This is a genomic window from Micromonospora sp. WMMD975, from assembly GCF_029581215.1.
GTDB lineage: Bacteria > Actinomycetota > Actinomycetes > Mycobacteriales > Micromonosporaceae > Micromonospora.
Window position 1 is genome coordinate 6627226 of record NZ_CP120739.1, and the last position, 12297, is coordinate 6639522.

10 protein-coding genes are annotated in these 12297 nt (G+C 72.2%); 8 read left to right on the top strand and 2 right to left on the bottom strand.

What is annotated here, in order from left to right:
* Nucleotides 1–49: 49 nt before the first annotated feature.
* Nucleotides 50–2023 carry a serine/threonine-protein kinase gene (locus tag O7613_RS29940; RefSeq protein ID WP_281585002.1) on the bottom strand — a complete coding sequence of 658 codons (1974 nt, stop codon included), beginning with the start codon at nt 2021–2023 and terminating at the stop codon, nt 50–52.
* 203 nt (nt 2024–2226) lie between these two features.
* Here O7613_RS29940 and O7613_RS29945 point away from each other — a divergent pair, with 203 nt between their 5' ends.
* From O7613_RS29945 to O7613_RS29965, 5 genes are all read left to right on the top strand, one after another.
* Nucleotides 2227–3810 carry a methylmalonyl-CoA mutase family protein gene (locus tag O7613_RS29945; protein WP_282291193.1) on the top strand — a complete coding sequence of 528 codons (1584 nt, stop codon included), beginning with the start codon at nt 2227–2229 and terminating at the stop codon, nt 3808–3810.
* A 486-nt stretch (nt 3811–4296) separates the two neighbouring features.
* Nucleotides 4297–5589 carry an amidohydrolase gene (locus tag O7613_RS29950; RefSeq protein WP_282291194.1) on the top strand — a complete coding sequence of 431 codons (1293 nt, stop codon included), beginning with the start codon at nt 4297–4299 and terminating at the stop codon, nt 5587–5589.
* Nucleotides 5586–6389, top strand: a complete 804-nt coding sequence (locus tag O7613_RS29955) for a histone deacetylase (RefSeq protein ID WP_281584999.1) — start codon at nt 5586–5588, stop codon at nt 6387–6389. The genes O7613_RS29950 and O7613_RS29955 overlap by 4 nt, the downstream gene beginning before the upstream one ends.
* A gap of 82 nt (nt 6390–6471) precedes the next feature.
* On the top strand, nt 6472–7512 hold the full coding sequence (locus tag O7613_RS29960; protein ID WP_281584998.1) for an N-formylglutamate amidohydrolase: 1041 nt from the start codon (nt 6472–6474) through the stop codon (nt 7510–7512).
* Between the two features lie 47 nt (nt 7513–7559).
* On the top strand, nt 7560–8945 hold the full coding sequence (locus tag O7613_RS29965; protein WP_281584997.1) for a glutamate-cysteine ligase family protein: 1386 nt from the start codon (nt 7560–7562) through the stop codon (nt 8943–8945).
* On the opposite strand, the gene O7613_RS29970 is transcribed toward O7613_RS29965, so the two are convergent.
* Nucleotides 8942–9655 (bottom strand): hypothetical protein, encoded by a 714-nt coding sequence (locus tag O7613_RS29970; protein ID WP_281584996.1) that lies wholly within the window; start codon nt 9653–9655, stop codon nt 8942–8944. The genes O7613_RS29965 and O7613_RS29970 overlap by 4 nt on opposite strands.
* A 203-nt stretch (nt 9656–9858) precedes the next feature.
* Between O7613_RS29970 and O7613_RS29975 the strand changes: the two genes are divergently transcribed.
* The 3 genes from O7613_RS29975 to O7613_RS29985 are packed head-to-tail and all read left to right on the top strand — an operon-like array spanning nt 9859 to nt 12257.
* Nucleotides 9859–10491, top strand: coding sequence for an MBL fold metallo-hydrolase (locus tag O7613_RS29975; protein WP_281584995.1), 633 nt, complete (start codon nt 9859–9861; stop codon nt 10489–10491).
* Nucleotides 10484–11473 (top strand): hypothetical protein, encoded by a 990-nt coding sequence (locus O7613_RS29980; RefSeq protein WP_282291195.1) that lies wholly within the window; start codon nt 10484–10486, stop codon nt 11471–11473. Before O7613_RS29975 ends, O7613_RS29980 begins: the two co-directional genes overlap by 8 nt.
* 43 nt (nt 11474–11516) lie before the next feature.
* Entirely contained in the window at nt 11517–12257 is a 741-nt protein-coding gene (locus O7613_RS29985) for a hypothetical protein (RefSeq protein ID WP_281584993.1), read from the top strand.
* The last annotated feature ends 40 nt before the right edge of the window (nt 12258–12297 follow it).

Here is a 12297-nt window from a genome sequence, read left to right on the forward strand (position 1 = left end):
GGCCTCTTGATAGCACGGCGGCGGACCATCACCGGTCGTCGGCCTCGACTCAGTTGGCCGCCGTGAGCTGGAACGAATTGACCATCGCGTCGAAGATCGGCTTGCTCTCGGCGAAGTTCGCCTCGCCCGAGGTGAGGTAGAACGAGTAGACCTTGTCGTCCTGCACCACGCCGCGCCACACCCCGTGTCGCTTGGTGTCACCGTCGCCGCAGGTGTATTCGAACTCCGCCGCCGGCTTTCCGGCAAGCGTCGTCTCCGTCATCGCGAGCTGCTCGTAGGGCTTGTCGCACGCCTTGCTCTTGTCGCGCAGGTTGCGCGAGGCGAACTCGGCCCAGCTGACCGATGTGCCGCCCCAGTTCTCGGCGAGCACGCGCACCTTCCGGCCGCTGTCCTGCGGGTCGACGAAGTCGACGAAGACGCCGCCGGTCTTGCGGTCCCATCCCTTCGGCACCTGGACCGTGATGCCCTTGGTGGTCTGCTCCTGCATCTCCGGCGCGGCGGGGGTCGAGTTCGACGGCAGCGCGCCGACGATCGGCGGGGGAGCGTCGTCGCCGCCGCTGGTCAGTGCGATCACGCTCACCAGCAGCACCACGGCCAGGCCGCCGGCGGCGGCGAGTTGCACCTTGCGGGGCAACGCCTTCACCCGGTCGAGGAGGCCCTTCGCCCCGCCGGACGCGCCGTCGGCGGGCGCGGTGGCGGGGGTGGTCCACGGCTGGCCGGTGCCCGGCACCGACCACTGGTTGCCGCCGCCGTAGGTGGCCGGTTTGGTGGTGGGGACGTGCTGCGTGGCGTCCGCGCCGCCGCCCTGGTTGAACCGGACGGTGGAGTCCGGCGAGATGCGCTGGGTCGCCTCGGTCGCGTCCGGCCCGGACATCGCGCCGGTGGGCGTGTGCAGCGGCCCGGCGAGCGCGTCGGCGCTCGTCTCGTCGAGCGCCGCGGCGCCGGTGGCCGGCTTCGCGGCGGGACGCTCGCCGCGGCGCAGGGCGGCGAGCCGGTCGGTGAGCGACTCGCCCGGTTCGATCATCGCCCGGCCGCCGATCTGGCCGCTCGGCTTCGGCTCCGCGGCGATCGCCGGCGGCGTGGTGGGGCGCGGCACCGGCACCACCGCGTACGGGTCGGTGACCGAGTTGACGGCGGTGGCGGTGCTGGTCAGCGGACCGGCTAGCAGCTCACGCAGCATGGCCCGGGCGCGCGGCACGTCCAGCCGGCGGGCCGGGTCCTTCTCCAGCAGGCCCATCAGCACGCCGGTCAGCGGGCCGCTGCGCTGCGGCGTGGCGGGCGGGTCCTCGACCACGGCGTGCATGGTCTCGATCGGGTCGCCCTTGTCGAACGGGGGCCGGCCCTCGACCGCGGTGTAGAGCGTCACGCCGAGCGAGAACAGGTCGCTGGGCGGGCCGAACTCCTGGCCCATGGCCCGCTCGGGGGAGATGAAGTGCGGCGAGCCGAGCACCATCCCGGGCGTGGTGAGCTGCACGTCGGTGGGCATCCGGGCCACGCCGAAGTCGGTGAGCACGCAGCGGCCGTCGGAGCAGATCAGCACGTTGGCCGGCTTGACGTCGCGGTGCAGCACGCTGAGCGCGTGGGCCACCTCCAGCGCGCCGAGCAGGGCGATGCCGATCTTGGCGACCGCGCGGGGCGCGACCGGCCCGTCCTCGATCACCATGTCGGCGAGGCTGCGGGCGTCCAGCAGCTCCATCACGATCCACGGCCGGCCGCCCTCGGTGACCACGTCGTAGACCTGCACGACGGCCGGGTGCTGGATCGCGGCGGCGGCGCGGGCCTCGCGGAGCGTCCGTTCGTAGAGCGCGTCGCGGTCGCTGGGGGCGAGCCCGGGCGGGAGGACGACTTCCTTGACCGCCACGTCACGGCGCAGCAGGGTGTCTGTGGCCCGCCAGACCGTGCCCATGCCGCCGTTGCCCACCGGCGAGCGCAACGAGTAGCGCCCACCGATGGTGGTGCCGGGCGCCGCGCGTCCAGTGGGGGGACTGGCCGGTCCACCGCTCCACGTCGGAATCTGAGTCACAGAAAAGCCACCGGGGGATATCGAGGGGGCTGGGACACAACCCCTCTATCTTGCTGGTTCCGACGCCCGATGCGAAACCCGACGCGGCGGGCGTTTATCTACTCGACGGTATGTGGGCAGTTACTCACCTCCGGTGGGTGGCCGCGTCCCGGTGTGCGGTATCCCTCACCCCTGCGGCGGCAACCGCGTCCTACCATCCGGTAATGAGCGATGCGCGGTCAAGCGAGTCGGGTTTTCCGATCAGGGGCGTCTACACGGCGGCCGACCTTCCGGCGGATCTGGAGTCCCGGCTGGGCGAGCCGGGCGACTATCCGTACACCCGCGGGGTCTATCCGACGATGTACACGTCCCGCCCGTGGACCATGCGGCAGTACGCCGGCTTCGGCACCGCCACCGAGAGCAACGCGCGCTACCACCAGCTGCTCCGCGCCGGCACCATGGGCCTGTCCGTCGCCTTCGACCTGCCCACCCAGATGGGGTACGACTCGGACGACCCGATCGCGCACGGCGAGGTGGGCAAGGTCGGCGTCGCGATCGACTCCATCGAGGACATGCGCACGTTGTTCGGCGACATTCCGCTGGACAAGGTCTCCACCTCGATGACCATCAACGCACCGGGCTCGGTGCTGCTGCTGCTCTACCAACTGGTGGCGGAGGAGACCGGGGTGCCCGGGGAGGCGCTCAACGGGACCATCCAGAACGACATCCTCAAGGAGTACATCGCCCGGGGGACGTACATCTTCCCGCCGAAGCCCTCGCTGCGGCTGGTCGCCGACACCTTCGCCTACTGCCGGGCCGAGGTGCCGAAGTGGAACACCATCTCGATCTCCGGCTACCACATGGCGGAGGCCGGCGCCTCGCCCGCGCAGGAGATCGCGTTCACCCTGGCCAACGGCGTGGAGTACGTCCGCGCGGCGCTCGCGGCCGGGCTGGCCGTGGACGACTTCGCGCCCCGGCTGTCGTTCTTCTTCGTGGCCCGCACCACGCTGCTGGAGGAGGTCGCCAAGTTCCGCGCCGCCCGCCGCATCTGGGCCCGCCTGATGCGTGACGAGTTCGGCGCGAAGAACCCGAAGTCGATGATGCTGCGGTTCCACACCCAGACCGCGGGCGTGCAGCTCACCGCGCAGCAGCCGGAGGTCAACCTGGTCCGGGTGGCGGTGCAGGGCCTGGGCGCGGTGCTCGGCGGCACCCAGTCGTTGCACACCAACAGCTTCGACGAGGCGATCGCGCTGCCCACCGAGAAGGCGGCCCGGCTGGCGTTGCGCACCCAGCAGGTGCTGGCGTACGAGACGGATCTCACCGCCACCGTCGACCCGTTCGCCGGGTCGTACGTGGTGGAGGCGATGACCGACGAGTTGGAGGCGGCGATCACCGGGCTGATGGACCGGGTCTTCGACCACGGCTCGGCGGTGGACGCGATCGAGGCCGGTTTCCAGAAGCGGGAGATCGAGCAGTCCGCGTACCGGATCGCCCAGGAGATCGACGCGGGTGAGCGGGTGGTGGTGGGGCTCAACCGGTTCCGGATCGAGGAGGAGGAGCCGTACGAGCCGTTGCGGGTGGACCCGACGATCGAGGCGGCTCAGGCGGAGCGGTTGGCGAGGCTGCGCGCCGATCGCGACGCGGGCGCGGTCGAGCGGGCGCTGGCCGAGCTGCGCGTCGCCGCGGAGGGGGACGCCAACGTGCTCTATCCGATGAAGGAGGCGTTGCGGTCCCGAGCCACCGTCGGTGAGGTGTGTGGCACCCTGCGCGAGGTGTGGGGCATTCATCGCCCGACCGACCGTTTCTGACGCGTTCGACGACGGCCCGCGCCGGCGCCCTCCGGGTGCCGGGTGTGGGCCGTCGTCGCGTCTGTGGCCGGGTGTGTGATTTGGCGATGCGGGTAAACCGGTCGGGTGGGCGGGACGGACAGCCTGTGTGGGCGGCCGACTGGCGATCATGTCACCGTCGGGATTCGCCGAGTGGCCGACCGCTGTCGGGGACTTGTCCGAGCCATGGTCGACCGGTGCGACCAATGCGACAATTCGGAACAGCGGCCAGCTATTTGATGTTCGACGAGTCGGTTACGCGGTGTAGGAGGTGGTGGTCAGATGACGGCGTCCGACCGCGATCTACCTGCTGTCCCGCAGATATCCGAACGCTCCCACCAGGGCATTCGTGACGCTGTGCGGTCCGACCGCTACGGGAAAGAGGTTGCGCAGCGTTACCGTCGGGGGTCTAGGCTGTCTGCGGTTCTGCCCGATGATCCAACCCTCTCCAGTGATCGAGAATTCGACGTGACGAGTGCGCTGACGCTGCCTTCGGACGGCCTCCCGGCGGCGTCCCGGCTGGACGCCCAGCCCGGGACGATGCCGCTGCCGCATGGCGCGGACGAGGTGCTGACCGGGAACATCCCGGGCCTGATCGCCGTGCGTCGCCACCTTCACGCGCACCCCGAGCTGTCGGGTCAGGAGTTCCAGACCACCGCGCTGGTGGCCGGCCGCCTGACCGGGCTCGGTCTGACGCCGCAGCTGCTGCCCAAGGGGAACGGCCTGTTCTGCGACATCGTCGGCGAGGCCGACGGGCCGCTGGTGGCCTTCCGGGCGGACCTCGACGCGCTTCCGCTGCCCGACAGCAAGACGGTCGACTACCGGTCCACCGTGCCCGGGGTCTGCCACGCGTGCGGCCACGACGTGCACACCACGGTGTTGCTCGGCCTGGCCCCCGTGCTCGTCCGGCTCGCCGAGCGGGGCGCGTTGCCGGGCCGGGTCCGCCTGATCTTCCAGCCCGCGGAGGAGACCGTGCCCTCCGGCGCGCCCGAGGTCATCGCCGCCGGGGCGCTCGACGGCGTCTCCTCGATCTTCGCGCTGCACTGCGCGCCGCAGTTCCCGGTGGGGACGGTCGCGGTCCGCTCGGGTCCGCTGACCGCCGCCTCGGCCACCCTAGAGGTCCGCGTCTCCGGCGGCGGCGGGCACACCGCTCGCCCGCACCTCGCCGCGCACGTCGTGGACCTCCTGGGACGGGTCATCGTGGGCCTTCCGGGGTTGCTCGCCCACCGGATGGACCCGCGCCGGCCGGTCTCGCTCGTCTGGGGCGCGGTCAGCGCGGGCACGGCCTTCAACACGATCCCCGCGGACGGCGCGGTGCGGGGCACGGTGCGCAGCCTCAGCCGCGAGGCGTGGCACGAGGCCGGCGCGGTGATCACGAACCTGGTGCCCGACCTCCTCGCCGGATCGGGCGCCGACATCGAGGTCAGCTATGTCGAGGGCTTTCCGCCAGTGATCAACGATCATCAGGCGACGGCGCTCATCGCCTCGGCCGCGACCCGTGCCCTCGGCGTCGACCACGTGGTCGAGGCGCCGGTGAGCATGGGCGGCGAGGATTTCTCCTTCTACCTGGAGCAGGTGCCGGGCGCGATGATCCGACTGGGGATCACCGCGCCGGGCGTCACCGATCCGCCCGACACCCACCAGACCGGCTTCGACGTCGACGAGCGGGCGATCGAGTGCGGGGTCCGGGTGATGGCGCACACCGCGCTGGCCGCGCTCGCCGATTCCGGGCGGGAGCCGGGGAACGGGACTCCGCGGTGAGCCACGGGCCGTCGACCGAGCCCGACGGGCGCAGCGAACTCCGCGACCAGGTGGCGAGCGTCGTCTCGGAGCTCACCCCAGGGCCGGCGACCGTCCGTCCCACCCACATCTGGTACGTCTGCTACGGCTCGAACATGAGCCTGGGCCGGCTCAACTACTACCTGGTGGGCGGTCGCCCGCCCGCGGGCGCGCTGACCTACCCCGGTTGCCGGGACAAGACCCCGCCGAGCGAGAGCCGCGCGTTACGCCTGCCGGGCACCATCTACTTCGCCCTGGAGGCGTTGGCCTGGACCGGCGGGATGGCCTTCTACGACCACGGCAGCCCCGGGGACACCCCGGCTCGGGGTTACCGGCTCACCGTGTCGCAGTTCTCCGACATCCTGGCCCAGGAGATGAACCTCGAACCGGGCGACGACGTCGACCTCACCGATGTGCTCGAACAGGGGCGACTGGCCCTCGGTCCGGGCTGCTACCAGACCCTCCTTCACCTGGGTGACATCGACGGCGTTCCCGCCTTCACCTTCACCTCCCCGTGGTGCAGTGACGAGGTCGAGCATCGCAAGCCCGCCGCGATCTACCTGCGGCACCTGGCCGCCGGTCTGGTGGAGGCCCACGGCTGGGGCGTCGCCGAGGTCGCCACCTATCTCGGCAGCCGGCCGGGAGCGGCCGGGTCCTGGTCGCCGGACGAACTTCTGACGCTCTTCGCCGACCTCTGCTCGGAGGCCACCGGCCCGCCCCGGATCAACCCCGTCCGGCATCTCGGGGCGGTGCCGGCGCCTCTCGGCGTGGTCACGGGCTGATCGACCACCGACCCCACCCTGCTTCCGCCGGTGCCCGACAAGCGGTGCGCGCCGATCGGGCGACATACGAGGAGGAATGGCCATGCACCTCAGCGCGACGATGGCCGACCTGGAACGCAGCAGTCTGTTCCTGGACCACCAGCGCCGGCACTCCTGCACGGACTGCGGCCATGCCTACCTGGACTCGCACCTCGGGCCGGCGGGGGAGCACTTCCGCCGGTTGCGGGTGGGCGGCGGGACGATCGTCGCCAACACCGACGAGCCGCTGCGGGAGCTGCACATCGTGCCGCACGGCGGCACCGAGCTGCCGGCGGACCTGCTCTCCGCGGTGGACCCGGCCGACTACCCGAGACTGGCCCAGTTGGTGCACGAGAACGTCGACCTGGGTACGGCCGCGATCTACCGGCACCTGGTCGACGACATCGTCGCCGGGCGCGCCCGGGGGGTGGCGGTGGCCGGGTTCCACCTGTCGCGTCTCCTGCTGGACGCGAACCGGCACCTCGTCGACGAGCAGCTGCCACCGACCCCGTACGTCGGCTCGGCGGACCTCTATCGGGAATACCTGCTCAGCGAGGGGCGCAGGCTTCGGGTCGAGGCCCTTCTGCCCTGGCTGGAGGCGGTGGACGAGGTGCTGCGCGAGATCGGCGGCGCGGGCACGGTCTACCACCACCACACCTACGACGTCTATTCGATGAGCCCCCGGCCCTGGGATCGCGGCTTCACCGAGAAGCGTCCGGCGTTCCAGCTCATCTGGCGGCGTGCGCCGCTGAGCCCGACGGACGTGGACCCCGCCGAGACCGACCCGGGGCTGGCCCCGGTCGCGGACATCGAGGACGTCCAGGCGACCATCCGCGACTTCCTGGAACAGGAGATCGGGGTCGGCAACGGCACCGGCCAGATCGACTACCCGCTGCTGCTGCCGGTGCTGCCGTTCCGCGGGACCCGGGTCGGCGACCCGCCGGGCGCACCCCGGCACCTCGTCTACGACCTGCGCAAAGACCTGCTCGCGACCGAGCAGCACATCCATTCCTGGGTCGTCGTCGCACCGTGGCGGTTCCGGGATTCGTCCGGATCGACGGTAGGGTTGGCGGAAGGGTTGGCGCCCCCGGCGAAGATCAGCTGAGCCCTGCTCGGCCCCGTCGGGAGAGCGACCGGGAGCGGGAGTGACCCATGAGTCAGGGCGTGGTGCCACACGACGAGCCACAGCTGAAGATTCCCGACCTGGTCGGGTGGTTCCGGCCGACCGGTCGGCACAGCCACCGGATCGGGCTTGAGGTCGAGTGCGGTCTGGTCCGCCCGGACACCGGGCGGTCCGTCTCGTACGACGAGCCGGCGGGCACCCGGGCCCTGCTGGTGGCGCTCCTCGACGGGTTGGGGGGCGACCCGATCCACGAGGGTGGCGCGCTCGTCGGTCTGTCGCTTCCGGACGGCGCCGCGCTGACCCTGGAGATGGCCGGCGCGATCGAATACTCGTCGGCGCCCCAGGTGTCGGTGAGCGAGAGCGTGGCCGCGGCCCGCCGGCGCCTGGTCGAGGTGGCGCGGGTCGCCGAGCCGTTGCGGCTCCGCCTGCTGACCGGCGCGCACCTGCCCTTCGACGACCCGGCCGGGATCAGTTGGGCGCCCAAGGAGCGGACCCGCATCATGCGTCGCTGGTTCGCCCAGTTGGGCGACGGCGGCCGGCTGGGTGACCAGGTCATGGGGTTGACGCTGTCCACCCAGGTGAGCCTGGACGCGCTCGACGAGGCCGAATATCTGGAGAAGTTCCGGATGCTGCTCGGAGTTTCGCCTTTCCTCGCCGCGCTCCTGGCGAACGCCCCGGCGCTCGCCGGGCCGCACCGGGACGACGGCCTCGTCTCCCGGCGGATGGCCTACTGGCGTCGGATCGACCCGGCGCGGTGCCAGCATCTCGCCTCCCGCCTGTACGCCGTCACCGACCTGGCGGAGTTGGTCCAGGTGCTGTGCGCGCTGCCGATGATCTACCGCCGCTCCGACCACGGGTACGTGCCGGGCGGCCCGCACAGTTTCCGCGAGTCGCTGCGGGACGGCTTCGGGGACGGAACCCGGCCCACGATCGCCGACTGGCGCACCCACCTGGGGCAGGTGTGGCCCTCGATCCGGCCGCGCCGGACGCTTGAGACGCGGCTGCCGGACGGCCAGGCATGGGCTCAGCTCGCGCTCGTCCCGGCGCTCTTCGTCGGTCTCGCCGAGGAGCCGGCGGTCCGGCGGGCGGCGCTCGACGTGGTGTCGGAGTTCCGGACCGAGGCGCTGGACCTGATCGCGGTCAAGGCCGCGCAGGGCAGCCCGGACGGGATCAACCCGCAGATCCGCGAGGTGGCCGGGCACCTCGTGCACCTGGCCGAGAAGGGACTCGCCGCGCGGGTCGCCCGGGGGCTGGAGCATCCGGACATCGTCAAGTCGCTGGAGCCGGCGTTCCACAGTGCCGCCACCGGCCGACCGCCGGCCGACGCGATCGTCGCCCGGTGGACGAACGACTGGGCCGAGCGGCCGGACCGTTACGTGGCGGCGCTGGGCGTCCCGACGGAGCAGACCGGCTAGGACGGCTGCGGATCGGCACTCGCGAGCCGCCACAACTCCCGGAAGTGGTGCTCGAAGGCGGCTGCCACCCCGGTGTCGCGGATGCTGAAGCCGCGCAACTCCCCACGGTCGTCCACGGCGAAGCCGAGGAAGACCACCACGGAGTCGATGACCGCGAAATTCTCGCCCTCCAACTCCATGCCGGGCGGATAACGCAGGATCTTGATGTGGTAATTCTCGATCTTGCTGGCCAGGTCGACCTGCTCGTCGACCCACTGCTGGATGTCGGGACTGCTGTGCGGCAGGCGGATCACCCGGTGCAGGGAGCGCTTGCCCGGTGTCTTGCGCGCCCAGCGGATGGTGCCGGTGTAATAGCGGCGGGACTCCTCCGTCTGTTGACCGGGGGCGGTGTCGTGCGAGAACACGGCGTAGACCGATTTCGAACTGCGGGAAATGGCGTGCAGGGCCTCGCCGTAGAAGGCCGACGAGGAATCGTATGTGCGCAGCGGCGCCCCGGTGGCGATGGTGAGGACCCGCCGCCGGGTGATGTCGAGCCACCGGAGAAAGACGAGCATGGTCAGGAAAATGAGGGGAATCGTCCAGTCTTTGTTCGTGACGAAGTGGAAGATGTTGTCCGCGATGCTGACCGCCAGCGCCCCGGTGAGCGCGAGCGTGATCAGCCTGGACTCAAGCTCCTCGATCCGGGACTGCCCGGTCTCGTCGTTGTTCAACGGAACTCCCTTCCGCCGGAATCCCCGCACGACGCACAGTCCTTAGTGGTGCGACAAGTATCCCATGGTGGCGCGCGCCCGGCCCGGGCCGGAAAGGCGTCGGAGTCGGCGGGAATCCCATTAACGTCCGACGTCACGCGCGGTCGCGCCACGTCCGGCAGACTGCGGTGAGGACGGCACGATTCGACGATCGAGGAGCCACCATGCAACTCACCAAGTACGCCCACTCCTGCCTCCGGCTGGAGCACGACGGGGCAGTGCTTGTCGTCGACCCCGGGGTGTTCAGCGAGACGTCCGAGGCGCTGGACGGGGTGGACGCGGTGCTTGTCACCCACGAGCATCAGGACCATCTGGACGTCGCCGCGCTCACCGGCGCGCTGGAGCGGCGACCGGTGCCGGTGCACGGCCCCGCCTCGCTCGCCGGCGTGCTCGGTGACGCCGCCGAGGCGCTCGTCCCGGTCGCGCCGGGAGAGTCGTTCACCGCCGCCGGGGTGCCGGTGCGTGCGTACGGGGGACGGCACGCCGTCATCCATCCGGACATCCCGGTGATCGAGAACCTGGGTTATCTCCTCGCCGACGTGGTCTACCACCCGGGCGACGCGCTGTTCGTGCCCGACGACGTCCAGGTGGACACGCTGTTCGCCCCGATACACGCGCCCTGGTCGAAGTTCTCCGAGGTGGTCGACTTCATCCGCGCGGTCGCCCCGCGGCGGGCCTACGCCCTGCACGACGGGTTGCTCAACGCCAACGGCTTCGGCGTGCTCGACCGGCAGTACACCGCGTTGTCGAAGACCGACTACCGCCGTCTGGAGCCGGGCACCCGGATCGATGCCTGACGTACCCGTCGAGATCGTCCGGCGGCTGTACGCCACCCCGCCGGACAAGTTCGTCGAGGCCCGGGACGCCGCGGTGGCGCAGGCGCGCCAGGCCGGCGACCCGCGCACCGCCCGGGAGATCGGCCGGCTGCGCCGGCCCACCGTCGCGGCCTGGCTGGTCAACCTGCTCGCGATCCGGCGACCCGAGCTGGTCGCCGACCTGGCCCAGCTCGCCGAGTCGCTCCGCGCGGCACAGCGCGACCTGCGCGGCGGCAAGCTGCGGGAGCTCTCCGCCCAGCGCCGCGCCGTCGTGGGCGCGCTCGTCGCCGAGGTACGCCGGCTGGCCGCCGACGAGCCCGCCGCGCCGCCGGCCGGGAAGCTGCCGCTGGGCGAGGTGGAGGCCACGCTCAACGCCGCGCTCTCCGACACCGAGGTGGCCGAGCAGGTACGCGCCGGTCGGCTGCTGCGGTCCAGCCACTACGCCGGTTTCGGCGAGGTGCCCCGCCCCCAGCTCCGGCTGGTCACCGCGGACGAGGAGGCGCCCGGCGTACCGGATCGGGCCAGCAGGTCCGGCGTACCGCATCGGGCGGTCGGGTCCGGCGTACCGGATAAGGCGGCCGAGCGGGCCGAGGCGCGCCGGGCCCGCGACGAGCGGGCGGCGCGGGCCGAACGGGCCGAACGGGCCGGGCGGCGGCGGACCGCGACACGCGAACTGGCGAAGGCCCGCGCGGACCTGGACCGGGCCCAGGCGGAGCTGGCCGGTGCGGACACGGCCGAACGGGACGGCGCCGCGACGCTGGACCGGATCGAGACGGAGCTGGCCGAGCTGGAGCGCCGCCGGGCCGTGGCCGAGCAGGAGCTGAGCCGGGCGAAGCTGGCCCGGCGGGGCGCGGAACGGGCGGTCACCGCCGCCCGGCGGCGGGCCGGCGAGGTGGAGGCCGTGTTGGAGGCGCTCGACGCCGAAGAGGGGGATGCCGAAGCCGGTGACGACCGGGCAGACTGAGCGTGATGGATGCCCACGGTGGACGGACGGCGGTGGGTCACCGATGACGCCGGAGCAGGTCGCCGCCGCCTGCAAACCGCTGGTGCTGGAGCTCGGGGAGGCGTTCTCCCGCTGCCCGTCGACACAGCGCCGGGCCCGGCTGCTCGGCATCTCCGGCTGGGCCTTCTACATCACCGGCCGGGCCGGCGCGCTCGGTGACGTACGCGCCGAGACGGTGGCGGCGGCGCTCGGGTTCATCGCCCCGGATGCGGTGGCGGACGGCTGGGACGCCGCGGCGCGGGCGGTGCCGCCCTTGCAGGTGGCCGCCGCGAACCTGACCGAGTGCTGCCGGTGGGGGGTGGACCGGCTGGGCGACGCGCCCGGGGCGGCCCGGCTCGCCGGTCTGCTCGACCGGGCCGTCGACGCGGCCGACGGCAGCGCCATGCCGCTCTTCGCCGCCTGGCGGGCCATGCCGGTGCCCGACCCGTCACCGGGCGCCCGCGCTGCCGTCGGCCTGCTGCTGCTGCGCGAGCACTTCGCCGGGGCCTACCTGCTGGCCGTGCGAGCGTCCGGACTGACCCCGCTGGAGGCGGTGCTGGCCGGCCCGGAGGGGGAGGCGGGCGCCGCCGCCTGCGGCTGGACGCCGCCCTACCCGCCGGTCGGGCCGCTGGTGCGGCGGCGGATCTGGGCCGAGGCGGTGACCGACCGCCTGGTGTCACCGGCGTTCCACGCCCTCGGCCAGGTCGGCGGCGCGGAGCTGGTCGATCTGCTCACCGTCGCGCGGCTGCACGCCCGGCACGGATAAATGGGAGGCGTGGCGGCGGTCCGACTGCCAGGATCTGCCG